General features: G+C 71.2%; 16 protein-coding genes. 8 read left to right on the top strand and 8 right to left on the bottom strand.

What is annotated here, in order from left to right; all coding sequences use genetic code 11:
• Positions 1-70 precede the first annotated feature (70 nt).
• Positions 71-997 (top strand): oxidoreductase, encoded by a 927-nt coding sequence (locus ACGFY9_RS18460; protein ID WP_393755318.1) that lies wholly within the window; start codon positions 71-73, stop codon positions 995-997.
• Between the two features lie 49 nt (positions 998-1,046).
• On the opposite strand, the gene ACGFY9_RS18455 is transcribed toward ACGFY9_RS18460, so the two are convergent.
• The 4 genes from ACGFY9_RS18455 to ACGFY9_RS18440 form a co-directional block, all read right to left on the bottom strand.
• A complete protein-coding gene (locus ACGFY9_RS18455) occupies positions 1,047-1,826 on the bottom strand; it encodes an SDR family NAD(P)-dependent oxidoreductase (protein WP_393755316.1) in 780 nt (259 codons plus the stop codon).
• A 70-nt stretch (positions 1,827-1,896) separates the two neighbouring features.
• Positions 1,897-2,481 carry a TetR/AcrR family transcriptional regulator gene (locus tag ACGFY9_RS18450; RefSeq protein WP_393755315.1) on the bottom strand — a complete coding sequence of 195 codons (585 nt, stop codon included), beginning with the start codon at positions 2,479-2,481 and terminating at the stop codon, positions 1,897-1,899.
• 68 nt (positions 2,482-2,549) lie between these two features.
• A complete protein-coding gene (locus ACGFY9_RS18445; protein WP_393755313.1) occupies positions 2,550-3,689 on the bottom strand; it encodes an LLM class flavin-dependent oxidoreductase in 1,140 nt (379 codons plus the stop codon).
• 130 nt (positions 3,690-3,819) lie between these two features.
• The gene (locus ACGFY9_RS18440; protein ID WP_393755312.1) at positions 3,820-4,758 is read right to left on the bottom strand and encodes a LysR family transcriptional regulator; all 939 of its coding nucleotides are present in this window, start codon (positions 4,756-4,758) and stop codon (positions 3,820-3,822) included.
• Positions 4,759-4,922: 164 nt separating this feature from the next.
• Between ACGFY9_RS18440 and ACGFY9_RS18435 the strand changes: the two genes are divergently transcribed.
• The gene (locus ACGFY9_RS18435) at positions 4,923-6,326 is read left to right on the top strand and encodes a M20 family metallopeptidase (protein ID WP_393755311.1); all 1,404 of its coding nucleotides are present in this window, start codon (positions 4,923-4,925) and stop codon (positions 6,324-6,326) included.
• Positions 6,327-6,394: 68 nt separating this feature from the next.
• Entirely contained in the window at positions 6,395-7,711 is a 1,317-nt protein-coding gene (locus ACGFY9_RS18430) for an MFS transporter (RefSeq protein WP_393755309.1), read from the top strand.
• 51 nt (positions 7,712-7,762) lie between these two features.
• Here ACGFY9_RS18430 and nirD read toward each other — a convergent pair whose 3' ends face one another.
• The gene (gene nirD / locus ACGFY9_RS18425; RefSeq protein WP_393755308.1) at positions 7,763-8,119 is read right to left on the bottom strand and encodes a nitrite reductase small subunit NirD; all 357 of its coding nucleotides are present in this window, start codon (positions 8,117-8,119) and stop codon (positions 7,763-7,765) included.
• Positions 8,116-10,749 (bottom strand): nitrite reductase large subunit NirB, encoded by a 2,634-nt coding sequence (nirB, locus tag ACGFY9_RS18420; protein WP_393755306.1) that lies wholly within the window; start codon positions 10,747-10,749, stop codon positions 8,116-8,118. The genes nirD and nirB overlap by 4 nt, the downstream gene beginning before the upstream one ends.
• A 306-nt stretch (positions 10,750-11,055) precedes the next feature.
• On the opposite strand from nirB, the gene ACGFY9_RS18415 reads away from it, so the two are divergent.
• From ACGFY9_RS18415 to ACGFY9_RS18400, 4 genes are all read left to right on the top strand, one after another.
• Positions 11,056-11,580, top strand: coding sequence for a hypothetical protein (locus ACGFY9_RS18415; protein WP_393755304.1), 525 nt, complete (start codon positions 11,056-11,058; stop codon positions 11,578-11,580).
• A 9-nt stretch (positions 11,581-11,589) separates the two neighbouring features.
• Positions 11,590-12,885 (top strand): sensor histidine kinase, encoded by a 1,296-nt coding sequence (locus tag ACGFY9_RS18410; protein ID WP_393755303.1) that lies wholly within the window; start codon positions 11,590-11,592, stop codon positions 12,883-12,885.
• 44 nt (positions 12,886-12,929) lie between these two features.
• Positions 12,930-13,577 (top strand): LuxR C-terminal-related transcriptional regulator, encoded by a 648-nt coding sequence (locus ACGFY9_RS18405; RefSeq protein ID WP_393755301.1) that lies wholly within the window; start codon positions 12,930-12,932, stop codon positions 13,575-13,577.
• Between the two features lie 80 nt (positions 13,578-13,657).
• Positions 13,658-14,440, top strand: coding sequence for a sulfite exporter TauE/SafE family protein (locus ACGFY9_RS18400; RefSeq protein WP_393755299.1), 783 nt, complete (start codon positions 13,658-13,660; stop codon positions 14,438-14,440).
• A gap of 67 nt (positions 14,441-14,507) precedes the next feature.
• Here the strand turns inward: ACGFY9_RS18400 and ACGFY9_RS18395 are convergent, their stop codons facing one another.
• Positions 14,508-15,131, bottom strand: coding sequence for a class F sortase (locus tag ACGFY9_RS18395; RefSeq protein ID WP_393755297.1), 624 nt, complete (start codon positions 15,129-15,131; stop codon positions 14,508-14,510).
• Positions 15,132-15,248: 117 nt separating this feature from the next.
• Positions 15,249-15,767, bottom strand: a complete 519-nt coding sequence (locus ACGFY9_RS18390; RefSeq protein ID WP_393755295.1) for a hypothetical protein — start codon at positions 15,765-15,767, stop codon at positions 15,249-15,251.
• A 320-nt stretch (positions 15,768-16,087) separates the two neighbouring features.
• Here ACGFY9_RS18390 and ACGFY9_RS18385 point away from each other — a divergent pair, with 320 nt between their 5' ends.
• Entirely contained in the window at positions 16,088-16,708 is a 621-nt protein-coding gene (locus ACGFY9_RS18385) for an NADPH-dependent FMN reductase (protein ID WP_393755293.1), read from the top strand.
• Positions 16,709-16,823 lie beyond the last annotated feature (115 nt).

Raw genomic sequence — 16,823 nt, 5'->3', positions numbered from 1 at the left:
GTCGGCTCTCGTACGCTGAGATCCCAACCGCTCGCCGACGCTTGTCCACGCTCACCGAGGGAGCCCGATCATGTCCGGCTGGAACGAGAAGGCCGTCCCCGACCAGCGCGGCCGGGTCGCCGTCGTCACCGGGGCCAACAGCGGGCTCGGCTACGTCACCGCGCGCGAGCTGGCCCGCAAGGGCGCCCGGGTCGTGCTCGCGTGCCGGAGCGAGGTGCGGGGGAGTGAGGCCGCCGACCGGATCGTGGCCGAAGTGCCGGGCGCCGAGGCGCAGTTCGGGCGGCTGGATCTCGGGGACCTGGCCTCCGTACGGGAGTTCGCGGCTACGTTTCCGTACGAACGGCTGGATCTGCTCGTCAACAACGCCGGGGTCATGGCGATGCCGTACGGCACGACGGCGGACGGGTTCGAGACGCAGTTCGGGGTCAACCACCTGGGGCACTTCGCGCTCACCGGGCTGCTGATGCCGGCGCTGCTCGACGCGCCCGCCGCCCGGATCGTCACGCTCTCCAGCTTCATGCACGTGTTCGCCAACATCGACATCGACGACCTCAACAGCGAGCGCCGGTACAGCCGTTGGACCGCGTACTCCCGTTCCAAGAGCGCCAACCTGCTCTTCACGCACGAGCTGGCGCGGCGGCTCGCGGCGGCCGGTTCGGGGGTGGTCGCGGCCGCCGCCCACCCCGGGTACGCCGCCACCAACCTCCAGACCGCCGGGCCGCAGGCGGAGGGGCGCAAGGGTGCCGAGCGGTTCATGGAGATCGGCAACCGCGTCTTCGCCCAGTCCGCGGAGGCCGGCGCGCTGCCCTCCCTCTACGCGGCCACCGCCCCCGATGTGCGGCCTGACTCGTTCTTCGGCCCTCGTGTAGCTATGTGGCGCGGGGCGCCGGCGCCGTCCTGGCGGGCACCCTGGACCCTCAACGACGCGATGGGGCAACGTCTTTGGGCCGCCTCGGAGGAACTGACGGGGGCTGTCTACGACCAACTCAAGGCGTGAGCAGCCGAGTTACCGGAATTCAGGCCCCCGGAGTTCAGGCCCCTGGCCTTCACGCCGTCGCGCCGCTGTCCACCACCAGGTCCGTGCCCACCACCGACGCCGCGTCGTCCGAGGCCAAGTAGAGGACGGCGGCGGCCACTTCGGACGTGGCGGAGATACGGCCCAGGGGGAGTGTGGCCCGTACCCGTTCGGCTCGGTCGGCCTCCGTCTCGCCCGCGCGCAGGGACATCGGGGTGTCCGTGGCGCCGGGGCTGACCACGTTGATACGGACGCCCTCGCGGATGTGGTCCACGGCGGCACCCTTGCTCAGCACGGCCACGGCGGCCTTGGACGCGGCGTAGGCGGCGGCCCCGGGGCTGCTCGTGTGCACGCCGAAGGTCGACGCCACGTTGACGATCGTGCCGCCTGATGCCTGAGTGCGCATCTGTTGGATCTCCGCCTGGAGCGCGAGGAAGACACCGGTGACGTTGATGTCGAGTTGGGCGCGCCAGTCCTCCTCGGTGAGGTCGGCGAGGGGCTGTCCGCCCCGGAAGATCCCCGCGTTGTTCACGGCCACGTCGAGCGAGCCGTAACGGTCGACGGCTGCCTGCACCAGGGCGTGGGCGTCAACTGCCCTCGACACATCGGCAGTTACCGCAAGGGCCTTGCCGCCCCCGGCCTCGATCAACGTGACGGTCTCGTCCAGCGGTTCCCGTCGCCGTCCTGCTACGACGACGTTCGCCCCCTCGGCCGCGAACGCGAGGGCGATCGCTCTTCCGATGCCCGAACCCGCGCCGGTGACGAGTGCGGTTCTGCCGGAGAAGCGGGCTGGTGTGTTGCGGCTGGTCATGATCTCTCCTTTTCTTGACCGGTCAGTTCAATATGAGGGCATGAAAAGAGGCCCTGAACAGAAGGGTGTCTCAGTCGAGCAACGTCAACGCCTGCTCCGCCGCGTCCCGCACCCGCGCCGGGTCCCCGGACGCCCGGCCGACCACCCGCAGTCCCTGCATCAGCACCAGCAGCATGCGCGCGAGGGCGAGCGGATCGCGGTCGGCGGGCAACTCGCCCTGTGCCTGCGCCCGTACCAGTGCCGAGTGCAACACCGCCTCCAGCTGGACCCAGTTGCGCTCGACCAGCCGGGTGGCGGCCGCGTCGTGCGGGGCGAGTTCGGCCGCCGTGTTGGTCACCATGCAGCCCAGTGCCCGGAGTTGCTCGTCCGCCGCCTCGGCCGCGTACCGCCGTACGATCGCTCGCACGGGCGGCAACGCGGGGCCCGGCTGGGACAACTCCCGCACCATCGGGGTGAGTCCGGACCGGTCGTAGCTCTCCAATGCCTTCAGGTACAGCTCGTGCTTGTTGCCGAAGGTCGCGTAGATGCTGGCCCGCCCGATGCCGAGGTGCTCGACGAGGTCGGACATCGACGTCGCCTCGTAGCCGCGCCGCCAGAACAGCTCCAGGGCTGCCCGCAGCGCGGCCTCGGGATCGAACTCCTTGGGCCTGGCCATGTCCCGCAGCCTAGGTTTATCGAGAACGGTCGGTCAAGAACGCCTGGCTGGACAAGAGGGCGCGCTGCTCACGCGAACTCCGGGATCAGCTCGCCCACCCGGCGGATGCTGTCCATCACCCGCTCGTGCGGGATCGCCCCGACCTGCTGGAAGCACATCAGCCGGTCGATGCCCGCGTCCGCGTACGCCCGCAGCTTCTTGCGGCAGGTGTCGGGGCTGCCGACGATCAGGGAGTCCTGCGCCATCAGCGCCTCGAACAGCTCGTCCTCCGGGACGGTTTCGCCCTGGAGGATGCGGCCGATGGCCAGTTGGGCCGCGTTGGGGGCCGCGTCGACCTCGTCGCGCAGGAACGCGCCGGTCAGGCCGCCGCCGGCCGGGTCGGCCAGAATGCCCTGCTGGATCGTCATCGTCTCGACGAACGCGTCCGCCGCCTCGAAGAACGTGAGCGCCCGGGCCGTGTACCAGGCCGCCGCCGCGGCCGCGCCGGACCGCAGCGCCTCCTCGTCGGTCTCGGCGCAGTGGACGAACGTGAAGAACGCGATCTGGTCGTTGACGAAGGCTCCGGCCGGCTGTTCACAGTTGGCTACGGCCTCCCGGTACAGCTCGACCAGCCGGGCGACCCGGGTCAGCGGCTCCCAGAGGGTCGTGCCCAGGACGCCCACTCCGCGCCGGCCCGCCTCCTCGAACGACGCCGGGCTGGAGGCCGCCTGCCACAGGGGCGGGTGCGGGTGCTGGAGGGGTGCGGGGACGAGTGGCTGGTCGCCGGCGCCCGTCCACAGCCGGGGTATCTCCTCGAAGGCCCGCTGGGTCTGGGCGCGGGCGCCCGCCGGGTCGACGCCGAACATGCGCCACTCGGGCGCCGTGGACCGGGTCAGGCCCAGTTCCACCCGGCCGCCGCTCAACTGGTCCAGCCAGGCGGCCCGTTCGGCCACCCGGCGCGGGTGGTTGATCTCGGCCGGTGCCAGCACCGCCGCGTGCCCGAGCCGTATCCGGGACGTGCGCTGTGACAGTGCCGCCAGCAGCAGCTCCGGCGCCGAGCTGAGGCTGAACTCCGCCGCGCCGTGGTGCTCCACCTGCCACCAGCAGTCGTACCCGAACTCGTCGGCGAGCACGGCCTGTTCGACCGCCTCCGTGATCCTCCGGTGTTCGTGGTCCTCGGTCGCCCACGGCCTGGGGTCCTGGATCTCGCTGAACATGTCGAGCTTCACGTGCTGAACTGCCCTTCTCTCCGGCCGACTTGAGATGGGAAGCGCTCCCACGCGGCCGGATCAGATTGTCAGGGAAGTGTGTTACGGGCGTGACGTCCCGCTGTGAGGCTCATGTGTAGGTGGTCGTGGTTCAGGGGGAGCGGTCCCGCCGCAGTGACGCCATCAGTAGTTCTGTGAACTGTGTCGCCGACCAGGACGGCCGCCGCCCCGTCGCCGTCTGCACCTGCGCCTCGCGCTGCCGGAACACCGGGTGGTCCACGGGGACGTACGTCACGCCCTCGGTCGCGGTGTCCCGCTCGCCGTCTCCGAGATCGCCGAGGTTACCGAGGTCACCGAGGTCGCCGACCAGGGCGAGGCCCCCTCCCGCCCGCACGAACTCGTACTGCGGAGCGAGGCTGTCGCAGACCAGCGCCGGGCGGACCGTGATCCCCTCCAACTGCGCCCCGATGTCGAAGAGTTCGCGCTGACTCGTGCCCGGCGAGGCCAGCGCGAGCGGGTACGCGCACAGGTCGGCGAGGCCGATGCGGTCGCGTCCGGCGAGTTCGTGACCGAGGGGGACGATCGCCGCCACCGGGACCACGACCGCGCACTCGACGCGGACGTCGTGCTGCGGGCCCATCGTGTAGGTGACGGCGACATCGGCGAGGCCCTCGACCACACGGCGCGTCGCCTCCTGGCGGGCGACCACGTCCACGCGGAACGCCACGTCGGGGTGGGCGCGCCGGAAGTCGGCGATCGCCCGCGGCACCAGGCGTCGCGCGAACCCCTCCGAACAGGCGACGGCGACACTGCGCGCCTCCGCTCCCCGCCCGGTCCTCAACTCCTCGACGAGCGTGGTGGATTCGGTCTCGGTGCGGCGCGCGTGGGCCAGCAGCCGCGAACCGGCCTCGGTCAGCGTCATCCCGCGCGGATGCCGGGCGAACAACGGGACCCCGATGCCGGACTCCAGCTTGGCGACCTGCCTGCTGATCGCCGAGGGCGCGACGTTCAGGGCGTGCGCCGCCTCGGTCACCGATCCGGTGCGGGCGACCTCCAGGAAGTAGGCGAGGTTCACCGGCAGGAGTTGCATGAGTTCCCCTGTGATCAGGCAGTTGGTCAGACATTGCGTTGCCGAAAGTAGAACGCTTCACGTCACAAACGGCAATGGTCGCAGGCCCGGATCCGCCCTACTCTGCTGGAACGACGAGAGCGCACAGCCCGCCCGAACGCCGCCCTCCCTGGAGAAATCTTCCCGTGATCCCTGAGAAACTGGCCCGTAAAGCCGAGGAGTTCGTCGACTCGGGTGCCTTCTTCGCCGAGCTGGCCACCATGGTCGCGTACGCCACGGAGAGTTCCCGACCGGAGGGTCGCCTTGCCATTGAGGCATACCTCGACGAGTTCCTGACCCCCGCCCTGACCGCCCTCGGCTGCGAGGTCGCGCGCCACGACAACCCCGATCCGACGGCCGGACCCTTCCTGATCGGCACCCGCGTCGAGTCCCCCGACCTCCCGACCGTGCTCGTCTACGGCCACGCGGACGTCGTCGAGGGCCAGGCCGGCCGGTGGAGCGAGGGCCGCGACCCGTGGACACTGACCGCCGAGGGCGAGCGCTGGTACGGACGCGGCGCCGCCGACAACAAAGGCCAGCACCTGGTCAATCTGGCCGCCCTGCGCCTACTCCTCGCCGACCAGGGCTCGTTGGGCTTCAACCTGACCTTCCTGCTGGAGTCCGGCGAGGAGATCGGCTCACCCGGACTCGCCGAATTCGCCGCCGCACACCGGGAGTTGCTGCGGGCCGACGTACTCGTCGCCTCGGACGGACCACGCCTGGACGCCACGACCCCGACGCTGTTCCTCGGCGCGCGCGGCGGCCTCGGGCTCCAACTCACCGCCGATCTACGGCCGGACGCCTACCACTCCGGCAACTGGGGCGGCCTGCTGCGCAACCCCGCGACCACCCTCGCCGGCGCCGTCGCGACCCTGGTCGACGGCCACGGACGTATCCGCGTACCGGAGTTGCTGCCGCCCCCGATCCCGCAGGCGGTCCGCGAGGCACTCGCCGGTGTCACCGTCGCGGCCTCACCCGGCGACCCGGTGCCCGACGAAGGCTGGGGCGAGCCCCAACTGACCGCCGCCGAACGGCTCTACGCCTGGAACACCCTCGAAGTCCTCGCCCTCGGCGCGGCCGACGCCGACCGGCCCGTCAACGCGATCCCGGGCAGCGCCCGCGCGGTCCTCCAACTCCGGTACGTCGTAGGCACCGACGCCGACAAGGCCGCCGAGGCCGTCGCCCGGCACCTGGCCGAGCACGGGTACCCCATGGTCGACGTCCGCGTGCTCGGCAGCTTCGCCGCGAGCCGCACCCCGCTCGACGACCCGTGGGTGCGCTGGACCAGGACCACGCTCGAAGAGGTCACCGGCGGCCCGATCGCCGTACTGCCCAACATCGGCGGCTCCCTGCCCAACGCCGTCTTCACCGACGTGCTCGGCCTGCCGACCCTCTGGCTGCCCCACTCCTACCCCGGCTGCCTCCAACACGCCCCCGACGAACACCTGTTGGCGCCGATCGCCCGCGAGGGCCTCGTCCTGGCGGCCGGTCTGTTCCACGCGCTGGGCCGTCCGCCGGCGGACCGGCCGCTTCCCGTACAGCCCCGATAGTCCCCGAGTCCCGGCACCCGCGCCCCGTCCGGCACACCCCTCCCCAACACCCGCCGGAAGGACCCCCGATGACCGCTCCGTCCCCCCAGCCCATCCAGTCCACCCATCCCGACGACGCCCGGGCGCCGAGCCGCCCCACCGCACGACGTGCCATCGCGGCGGCCACCATCGGCAACGCGCTCGAATTCTTCGACCTCGCCCTGTACGCGCTCATGGCCTCGTACATCGGCCGCACGTTCTTCCCCGGCGGCAACCCCGGCGTCCAACTGGTGCAGGCCTACGCCGTGTTCGGCGTGACGTATCTGATCCGGCCGCTCGGCGGGCTGCTGCTCGGCGCGTACGCGGACCGCAACGGCCGTAAGAAAGCACTGGTGTTGTCGATCCGGCTCATGGTGCTCGGCACGCTGCTGCTCGCGGTGATGCCCGGATACTCGACCCTCGGGATCGCGTCGACCCTGGGGATCGTGCTCGCTCGAATGATCCAAGGTTTCGCCGCCGGGGGCGAGTTCGGGGCGGCGACGTCGTTCCTGGTCGAGCAGGACGACCGGCGCAAGAGCTTCCTCGGCAGCTTCCAGTTCGCCGGCCAGGGCCTGTCGACCCTCCTCGCGGCAGGCTTCGCGGCGGGTCTCACGGCTCTGCTGTCCGACGCCCAGATGACGTCGTGGGGCTGGCGCGTGCCGTTCGTGTTCGGCCTGCTGGTCGGCCCGGTGGGCTATTTCGTACGGCGCTACATGGACGAATCCCCGGCACTGGCAACCGAGTTGGAGTCGGCCGCCCCGAAACCCTCCCCGATCGTGTCGGTCTTCCGCGACCACTGGGGCGGGCTGCTGATCGCCGGCGGCGCGCTGATCGTCTCGACGGCGCTGAACTTCATGCTGCAGTACCTGCCGACGTACGGCATCGGTCAACTGGGCGTCGACGCCTCGCTGTCGTTCACGGCGCTGCTCATCGCCGGGGCCGTCCTGACCTTCGTCACCCCGCTCGTGGGGCTGTTGGGCGACCGCCACGGCCGGCTGCGCATCATGATCCCGGCCGCGGTGCTGATCGGCGTGAGCGTCGTCCCGCTCTTCCTGTGGCTCAACGTCTCGCCGTCCTTCCTCACCCTCGCGCTGTGCACCACCGTCCTCGCCCTGCTCAAGGCGGTGTACTTCGGCACGCTGCCGTCGGTGATGGCCGACGTCTTCCCGGCCCGGGCCCGCGCGACGGGCCTGTCCTTCAGCTACAACACGACGGTCGCGCTCTTCGGCGGCTTCACCCCGACGATCGCCGCGGCCCTGATCGAGGCGACCGGTTCGCCGGTGGCGCCGGGCTACTACCTGTTGGCCACAGCCGTGTTGAGCACCGCTGCCCTGACGACCGCGCTGCGCACGCACCGGATCCGGTGAGGAGGAGAGCCGTGGTGCGCCTCGCGGCCCAGGGGCATCACGGCTCGCGCATCACTCTGTGCCCGCCCGCACCTCGTATGTCGCCACCCGCACCGACGCGTCGTCCAGACACTCCCCGGAGATCAGGTCGAACCGCTGCTTGAGCAGCGGCGACGCGACGAACGGGCGGCCCTGGTGCGTGCCGGTCAGGCCGCGGGAGAGGACCGCCGCACCGCTGAACGGGTCGCGGTTGTCGATGCCGTAGAGGGTGCCGGTGCGGTCGCGGAAGAGGGCGACCTGGCTGCCGTCGGGCAGCAGGGCCGCCACCCCGCGGCCGGGGGTGAGCCGGTTGAGGTCGCAGACCGTGAACCAGCCCTCGGCAAGCCGGAGTTGGATCTTCAGGTCGGTCGTCTCGGGAGCCAGTGTCATCGCTGGGCGCTTCCTTCCAGGACGTCTGCGGACTGCTGGGGCCGCATACCGATGGTCAGCAACGGCAGGTCGGGCTTGATCTGTTCGCGCTCGGGGACGAAGCCGACCACCGGGTCCGGGGTGTCGGGCGCGTTCACGAAGGACACGAACCGGGCCAGTTTCTCCGGGTCGTTGATGGTGGTGGCCCACTCGTCGCGGTAGCCGGCGACATGCGCGGTCATCAGCGACTCCAGTTCCTCGCAGATGCCGAGCGAGTCCTCGACGACCACCTCGCGGACGTGGTCGAGGCCGCCCGGAATCCGCTCCAGCCACACGCTCGTGCGCTCCAGCCGGTCGGCCGTACGGATGTAGAACATGAGGAACCGGTCGATCAGGCGCACCAGTTCGGCGTCGCTCAAGTCCTGTGCCAGCAGGTCCGCGTGGCGTGGGGTCGCGCCGCCGTTGCCGCCGACATAGAGGTTCCAGCCGTTGGCGGTGGCGATGATCCCGAAGTCCTTCGACTGGGCCTCGGCGCACTCGCGGGCGCAGCCGGAGACCGCCGACTTGAGCTTGTGGGGTGACCTGAGCCCTCGGTAGCGCAGCTCCAGGTCGATCGCCATCCGGACCGAGTCCTGGACGCCGTAACGGCACCAGGTCTGCCCCACGCAGGACTTGACGGTACGCAGCGCTTTTCCGTACGCGTGGCCGGACTCGAAGCCGGCGTCCACCAACCGGGCCCAGATCAGCGGGAGTTGTTCCACCCGGGCGCCGAACAGGTCGATGCGCTGGCCGCCGGTGATCTTCGTGTAGAGGCCGAAGTCGCGGGCCACCTCGCCGATCACGATGAGCTTCTCGGGGGTGATCTCGCCACCGGGGACGCGCGGCACGACCGAATAGGAGCCGTTCTTCTGCAGGTTGGCGAGGAAGTGGTCGTTGCTGTCCTGGAGGGCCGCCTGCTCGCCGTCGAGGACGTAGCCGCTCGCGCCGATCGTCGGGGCGAGGGACGCGATGATCGACGCGACCGTCGGCTTGCAGATCTCGCAGCCGTCGCCGCCCCGGGCGCCCTCACGGCCGTAGCGATCCAGCAGATCCTGGTAGGAGTTGATCCGCAGCGCGAGGGCGATCTCGTACAACTCCTCGCGGGTCTGCGCGAAGCAGCCGCACAGGCCCTTGTCGACCTCGACGCCGTTCGCCTCCAGCTCGGCGGTGACCAGCTGGCCGAGCACCTTGACGCAACTCCCGCAGCCTGTACCGGCCTTGGTGCACTTCTTCACCTCGGGCACGCTCGTGCAGGAGTGGTCCGTCACCGCGCCGCGGATCGCGCCCTTGCTCACGTTGTGGCAGGAGCAGATGACGGCCGCGTCGGGCAGCGCGGACGGACCGAGCTGGACGGCGCCTCCGGAACCGGCCGGCAGCACCAACTGCTCGGGGGAGACCGGCGGTACGGACCCGGTGAACGCGCGCAGCGTGCCGTACGCGTCCGCGTCACCGACCAGGATGCCGCCGAGCAGCTCGCCGCCCCGGCCGATCACCAGCTTCTTGTACGTGCCCGCCCGAGCGTCGGAGTAGACGACGTCGAGGCAGTCCGCGGTGGCGCCGTGCGCGTCGCCGAAGGACGCCACGTCCACGCCGAGCAGCTTCAGCTTGGTCGACAAGTCGGCGCCGGTGAAGGCGGATTCGTCCCGCGCGATGGTCGCGGCGGCCGTCTCCGCCTGCTCGTAACCGGGCGCCACCAGGCCGTACACCCGGCCGTCCGCCGCCAGTGCGCACTCGCCGATCGCGAACACATGCGGGTCGGTGACCGTACGGCACTGCTCGTCGACCGCGATGCCGCCGCGCTCGCCGACCGACAGGCCCGAGGCGCGGGCGAGTTGGTCGCGGGGGCGGACACCGGCGCTGAACACCACCATGTCCGTGGCGAGTCGGGAACCGTCCGACAGCTTCATGCCGGTGACCGCGCCGTCCGCGCCGGTCACGATCTCCTGGGTGCCCACGCCTGTGTGGACGGTCAGGCCCATGTCCTCGATGGTGCGCAGCAGCGCGGCCCCGCCGCCCTCGTCGATCTGCACCGGCATCAGGCGCGGCGCGAACTCCACGATGTGGCTGGTGAGTCCGAGCCCCTTCAGCGCGCCTGCGGCTTCAAGGCCGAGCAGCCCGCCGCCCACCACGGCACCCGTCGGCGCACCGGTCGTCGCCGTCGCCTTCGACTTCGCGTACGCCTCGATCGCGAGCAGGTCCTCGATCGTGCGGTAGACGAAACACCCCTCCGCGTCCTTGCCGGGGACCGGCGGCACGAACGGGTACGAGCCGGTGGCGAGGACGAGCGTGTCGTACTCGACTGCCAGACCGGAGCGTGCGGTTACCGTCCTCGCCGCCCGGTCGATCGTCTCCGCCGGGTCGCCGACGTACAGCTCGATCCCGTGCTCCGCGATGAACTCCGCGTCCGTGAGCGAGAGTTCCTCGGGCGTGCGGCCCGAGAAGTACGAGGTGAGCTGGACGCGGTCGTAGGCCGGACGGGGTTCCTCGCACAGCACGACCACGCGGTGGGTGGCGGTCAGGCCGCGCTCGGCGAGCGCTTCGAGGAAGCGCTGACCGACCATGCCGTGGCCGACGAGCACGATGGTGGGCACCACACGCGGATTCGAGGTCATGCCCACGAGCCTGCGACGCCGGTGTTACCCGATGGCATCCCACCTGTTTCCCGCGAGGAACGCTGCCCTCAGCGGGAGCGTGTGGGGGGTGTGAGGGTTCGGGGTGCGCGCCGGGGGTGGAGTGTGAGGCCGGGGCGGTTCCGCGCCGGTGGGGTTAACCGAACCCCCCGCTTCCGTGCAGGCACCATCGTGTACGCCGGGCGGCGGCGGAAAGCTGGAGACATCGGTTCACAGCAGTTCACACGGGCTGCGCCGACACACGTACACCGACACACGTACACCGACGCATGTGCAGGGGGATGCACCATGACCACCACCCGCGATCTGCCCACCCGACCGCCCGCTCCGGACCCGGCCTCCGTCCATGCCTGGAACCTCGTCCGCACACCGTTCACCGCCACCACCTGGCGCCGCACCGCCTACGCGCTCCTCGCCCTCCCGCTCGGCCTCGCCTGCATCCCGCTCGCCCTCCTCGGCGCCCCCGCGGCCCGCTGGCAGCGCGGGCTGGTCCGCCGCTTCCTGGGCGCCGACAGCATCGACCCGTCCGGCACGCCCCGCGCCGGCGGCCTGCCGCACGCCCTCCTCGCCACACCCCTCAACCTGATCACCGCGTTCATCACGCTCTACGGCTGGGCGATCGTCCCCCTGAACCTCGGCTGGCCGCTCCGCGCCGGCGACGACTACTCCGGCGCGTGGGGCGGCCCCACCTTCGCCGGAGCCTGGGCCTTCCACGCGGTGGTGGGCGGCATCGGCTTCCTGCTGCTGATGCCGTGGGTGGTGCGCGGCCTGACCGCCGTACAGCTCCGCGTGGCCAGGTCACTTCTCTCCTAGGTTGATCCCATGCCGAGCCTCCGCTCCCGCCTCCGCACGCTCGCCTTCGCCACCTTCGGCCGCCGCGCGCTGAAGGCCGTCCTCTACGGCGTGATCGCCCTCCCGCTCGCCCTCGTCGGCTTCTTCCTCACGCTCGTCGGGCTGGCGTTCGGCGGGGCGCTGTCGGTGACCACGCTCGGTCTGTGGCTGCTGGCGGCGACCGTGCGCGGCGCGCTGGCGCTGGGCGCGCTGCAACGGGGCCTCGCCCGACGGCTGCTCGGCCTGGAGATCGAGCAGCCCGGCGCAGGGGATGGGGGCAAGGGGGTGCTCGGCTGGCGCCGCGGCATCCTGCTCGACCGAACCGGCTGGCGGGCCGTCGGCTGCGCCCTGTTGACCCCGTTCACAGCCGTTTTCGCGTACGCGGCCGTCGTCATCGGATACGTCTACGGCGTCCTGTTCACACTGCACCCGCTGCTCAAGCACTGGAACTACAACACGGTTCACAGCGCCGACGGCTCAGCGCACCACGTGTCACTGGAGTTCTTCGGTTACCAGCTCGACTCCTGGCCACGCTGGTTGATTCCGTTCACAGCCGGTTTGCTGTTGCTGGCCGTCGCACCCCTTGTCCTCCGTTACGCCCTCGGCCCGCACCGCGCCCTGTTGACCGTGCTGCTCGGCCCCGACGCCGCGACCCGCCGCATCCGCACCCTGGAGGAAACCCGCGCCCGAGCCGTCGACGACGCCGCCGCCACCCTCCGCCGTATCGAACGAGACCTGCACGACGGAACCCAGGCCCGCCTCGTCGCCCTCGCCATGCACCTCACCCTGATCCGTGAACTGGTCACCGCCGGCGCCGAACCCGACCGCGTCCTGACCGTCGTGGACACCGCCCAAGGCAACGCGACCCAGGCCATCTCCGACCTCCGCCACTTGGTCAAGGGCATCCATCCGCCCGTACTCGACGAGGGTCTGCACGCCGCCCTCACCACCCTCGCCGCCGACAGCGCCCTCCCCGTCACCCTCACCACCGACATCGGCACCCGCCCCACCCCGGCCGTCGAGACCATCGCCTACTTCTGCGCCGCCGAACTCCTCGCCAACGCCACGAAACACGCCCACGCCACGGCAGCCGCCGTCGACGTCACCGCCCGCGACGGCCTCCTGCGCCTGCGCGTCACCGACGACGGACAGGGCGGCGCGACGATCGGCGCGGGCTCCGGCCTGACCGGCCTGCTGGCCAGGGTCCGCACGGTCGACGGCACACTGACCTGCGACAGCCCGCACGGAGGCCCTACGGTGGTCACGGTCGAACTGCCCCACACGTGACCCCACCCGTGACCCCACACCTGAGCGGACCCGATCGGAGCGGCATGCGCGTCGTCATCGCCGAGGACTCGGCCCTGCTGCGCGACGGCCTGGTGCAGTTGCTCCAGCTACGGGACGTGGAAGTCGCCGCGGCGGTGGGCGACGCCGAAGCGCTCCTCACCGCGGTGGCGACACACGCCCCGGACGTAGCCGTCGTGGACATCCGCCTCCCGCCCACCCAGACGGACGAAGGCGTACGCGCGGCCGTACAACTACGCGACCGGCACCCCGCGACCGGCGTCCTGCTGTTCTCGCAGTACGTCGAGACGACCCACGCGGCCCAACTCCTCGGAAACCCAGCGGGGTTCGGGTACCTCCTCAAGGAACGGGTCGTGGATATCGGGGAGTTCGTCGGCGCACTGGAGCGCGTCGCGGCCGGCGGCACCGCGCTCGACCCCGAGGTGGTCGCCCAACTCTTCGGCGCCGCCCGCCGATCCACCGCTCTCGACACCCTCACCCCACGCGAGCGCGAGGTCCTCGCCCTGATGGCGGAGGGCCGCACGAACCACGCGATCGCCACCGCGTTCACGGTCTCCGAACGAGCCGTGGAGAAGCACGTGGCGAACATCTTCGCGAAGCTCGACCTGCCGCCCTCGGAGACGGGAAACCGCCGGGTGCTCGCCGTACTCCGCTACCTCGAAACCGGCCGCTGAAGCCCGCTGAAGTTCGCCGAAGCTCACCACCCGCTCACATACATGGACGGCACAGGCACCCCGTCCATAGGGTCATGATCATGCCCGGCATACCGCTGACCATGGTCGCCGTCCTCTGCCTCACCGCCCTTGCGGCCGGCTGGATCGACGCCGTGGTGGGCGGCGGCGGACTCCTCCTGCTCCCGGTACTCCTGCTCGGCCTGCCCGCAGGCACCCCGGCCGCCACGGCACTCGGCACCAACAAGGCCGTAGCGATCGTCGGCACGTCCGGGGCGGCGGTGACGTACGCCCGCAAGGCGCCCGTGAACGTCGGCCTCGCCGTACGCATCGGCCTCGCGGCACTCGCCGGCTCCTCCGCCGGTGCCTTCTTCGCGGCCGGCATGAGCACCGACGTACTCAAGCCGGTGATCATGGTCGTCCTGCTCGCGGTAGCCACCTTCGTGATCCTCCGCCCGGCCTTCGGCACGGCCCCCGCCCCCGGGCCGGCCACCCGCCGCCAGATCCTCGCGGCGATCGGCCTCGCGGGCCTGGGCATCGGTTTCTACGACGGGCTCGTGGGCCCCGGCACCGGCACGTTCCTGGTCCTCGCGCTCACCGCTGTGCTCCACCTCGACCTGGTGACAGCCTCGGCCACCGCGAAGATCGTCAACTGCTGCACCAACGCGGGCGCCCTCGCGATGTTCGCCTGGCAGGGCACCGTCCTGTGGCAACTCGCCGCGCTGATGGCGGTGTTCAACCTCGCGGGCGGCATGCTGGGCGCACACACGGCACTGAAGCAGGGCAGCGGTTTCGTGCGGGTCGTCCTGCTGACGGTGGTGTTCGGGCTGGTGGCGAACCTGGCGTACCAGCAGTGGCTGGCGTGAAAGCAGCCCAACGCCCAGAGCCCCACCCGCAGTTGCTCAACGGCCCGCGCCCGAGGGCGAGTTGGTTCTACCGGCTACCGCTCAGGTGCGCGAACACCACCACGTTCCCCTGATACCCCGTCGCCCGTGAGTACCCGCCCCCACACGTGATCACCCTCAACTCGGGCCGCCGCGCGGCCCCGTACACCTTCTGATCCGGAAAGCGGCTCGCCTGATACACCTCGACCGCGTCCACCGTGAACAGCGCGACGCTCCCGTCCAACCGGTCCAGCTCGATCTTATTGCCCTTCTTCAGGGCGCCGAGGTCGTAGAAGACGGCGGGACCGTCGGCGTTGTCGACATGGCCCGCGACGACCGCCGTGCCGGTCTCACCGGGGGTGGTCCCGGCCTCGTACCAGCCGGCGAGGTTCTTCTTCGCGGCCGGGGGCACGTCCAGGCTGCCGGTGCTCGTCAGCTTGAGGCCCATCAGCGGGGCGTTCACATGGATGGCCGGGATACGGATGCGGTCCGGCGGCGACGGCGGCAGCGCGCGGGCCGCGGTACGCCCGACGGCCGGGTCGGGCCGGGCCTCGGCGGCGGACGGCTGCGGCGGGGCGTTCGTATCGGAACCGCTGCTCAACAGCCACGCGCCCGCGCACAGGGAGACCACGGTGACAGCCCCTATCGCGGTAGTGCCGTATCCACGGCGCATGAGCGATCAACCCCTCTCCAGTAGCTGTCCCCGCGCCCCCTCCGGGCCACGAGGGGCGTCGGACCCGGAGGGGGACGGGACGTGCGGTACCGGCGGACGGACAGCGGAGGGTGTCCGTCAGAACCTGTCGCCTCTCGCCCGGCGATGCAGGAGCCAGGTACCGCCCGCGGCGGCGACGGCGAGAGCCGCCACGCCGGCCGCGGTCTGCACGGGGTCGGGGCCCAAGGCGCCGCCGACCCCCGTCTTCACACTTCCGCGCGGCTGCACCTGGTGCCGCATCGAAGCCAGCGTCACCATCAGATCGCCGCTGACCTGCCGGCCGTCCGTGCACTTCGCGACGATCTCGTACGTCCCCGGCTGCGCACTCGGCGGCACCTTGAACTGCCCGATGGCGTCACCCTCGTGCGCGCTCGGCGCCAGCGTGAACGTGCCGGCGCCCACCGCGCTGGCATCACCGGCGGCCGTACCGTCGTCGCCGCAGGCCGCCGTGTTCACCGTGACGTCGCCGCCCGGCACGGCGTTCGACGGGAACACCTCCAGACTGCCCCTCTCGCCGCCGTACGCCGACGCGGTCGCGAGACCCGCGGCGGCTACGGCGAGCGCGGTGCCGGTCAGCAGACGGACGGTACGTCGCATCGGTGCTCCTCCGAGCTGTGGTTGGCTGCCCTTCCGAGGAAAGTGGCACCGGGCCCGGCCCGCTTCCTGAGCGAGCGTCAGAAATGCGGTGAATGGGTGTCAGAGAGGGGCTGAGACGGTCCGTCCCGGCGCCGTTTCAGCAGGTCATGGCGGTACGACGGGGTACGGCGAAACCCGTCCCGGAGATGAACCCGAAGAGCGCAAGCCACGCGTGTGAACGGGTGACCGGGCACCGCGGGCGAAGCCAAGGCCAGCCGGGCTTGACCTCAGGAATGAGCCGGGCTTGACCTCAAGAATGGTTGAGGTACCAGGCTGGCCGCATGGACACCACCACCGCTCCCACTACCGCTCCCGCGACCGCACTCGACACCGCTCCTCTGGCCGTCACCGTCGTCATCGGCAGCAACCGCCACGGCCGCTTCGGCCCGGTCGTCGCCGACTGGCTCCTCACCCACGTCCGCGACCACCCCGACCTCACCGTCCAGGTCGTCGACGTGGCCGAGACCGGTGACCTGCCCACGACCCTCGCCCCGACCCCGAAGGCCACCGCCGCCCTCGCCGGCATCACCCCGAAGCTGGCCGGCGCGGACGCCTTCGTCGTCCTCACTCCCGAGTACAACCACTCCTACCCGGCCGGCCTCAAGAACCTGATCGACTGGCACTTCACCGAGTGGCGCGCCAAGCCCGTCGCCCTCGTCTCCTACGGCGGCCTCGCGGGCGGCCTGCGCGCGGTGGAACACCTGCGCCAGGTCTTCGCCGAACTCCACGCCGTGACGGTCCGCGACACCGTCTCCTTCCACAACGCGGGCGCGTCCTTCGACGACGACGGCCGCCTCAAGGACCCGTCGGCCCCGGACGCGGCGGCGAAGGCGATGCTGGACCAACTGGTGTGGTGGGGAAGGGCGTTGAAGGACGCGCGCCAAGTGCGGCCGTTGGTCTGACGAAAAGGAGAGGGGGGGCGGCCCCCGGCGGGCGCCCCCGTACCCCCCCCCCCCCACCCCCCCGGGGGGACCCCCGCGGGGGGGGCGGGGGGGGGGGTGTGTTAAACAAGATTCC

Source organism: Streptomyces sp. NPDC048504 (assembly GCF_043200035.1).
GTDB lineage: Bacteria > Actinomycetota > Actinomycetes > Streptomycetales > Streptomycetaceae > Streptomyces.
The sequence above is the reverse complement of the archived record's forward strand: the minus strand, read 5'-3'. Positions and strand labels throughout refer to the sequence as shown.

Bases quoted from the DNA above. Each gene is read 5' to 3' on its own strand.
- ACGFY9_RS18455 (WP_393755316.1), bottom strand. From the start codon at position 1,826: ATGACCAGCCGCAACACACCAGCCCGCTTCTCCGGCAGAACCGCACTC.
- ACGFY9_RS18415 (WP_393755304.1), top strand. From the start codon at position 11,056: ATGACCACCACCCGCGATCTGCCCACCCGACCGCCCGCTCCGGACCCG.
- ACGFY9_RS18395 (WP_393755297.1), bottom strand. From the start codon at position 15,131: ATGCGCCGTGGATACGGCACTACCGCGATAGGGGCTGTCACCGTGGTC.
- ACGFY9_RS18450 (WP_393755315.1), bottom strand. From the start codon at position 2,481: ATGGCCAGGCCCAAGGAGTTCGATCCCGAGGCCGCGCTGCGGGCAGCC.
- ACGFY9_RS18460 (WP_393755318.1), top strand. From the start codon at position 71: ATGTCCGGCTGGAACGAGAAGGCCGTCCCCGACCAGCGCGGCCGGGTC.
- ACGFY9_RS18440 (WP_393755312.1), bottom strand. From the start codon at position 4,758: ATGCAACTCCTGCCGGTGAACCTCGCCTACTTCCTGGAGGTCGCCCGC.
- ACGFY9_RS18430 (WP_393755309.1), top strand. From the start codon at position 6,395: ATGACCGCTCCGTCCCCCCAGCCCATCCAGTCCACCCATCCCGACGAC.
- nirD (WP_393755308.1), bottom strand. From the start codon at position 8,119: ATGACACTGGCTCCCGAGACGACCGACCTGAAGATCCAACTCCGGCTT.
- ACGFY9_RS18410 (WP_393755303.1), top strand. From the start codon at position 11,590: ATGCCGAGCCTCCGCTCCCGCCTCCGCACGCTCGCCTTCGCCACCTTC.
- ACGFY9_RS18400 (WP_393755299.1), top strand. From the start codon at position 13,658: ATGCCCGGCATACCGCTGACCATGGTCGCCGTCCTCTGCCTCACCGCC.
- ACGFY9_RS18385 (WP_393755293.1), top strand. From the start codon at position 16,088: ATGGACACCACCACCGCTCCCACTACCGCTCCCGCGACCGCACTCGAC.
- ACGFY9_RS18390 (WP_393755295.1), bottom strand. From the start codon at position 15,767: ATGCGACGTACCGTCCGTCTGCTGACCGGCACCGCGCTCGCCGTAGCC.
- nirB (WP_393755306.1), bottom strand. From the start codon at position 10,749: ATGACCTCGAATCCGCGTGTGGTGCCCACCATCGTGCTCGTCGGCCAC.
- ACGFY9_RS18405 (WP_393755301.1), top strand. From the start codon at position 12,930: ATGCGCGTCGTCATCGCCGAGGACTCGGCCCTGCTGCGCGACGGCCTG.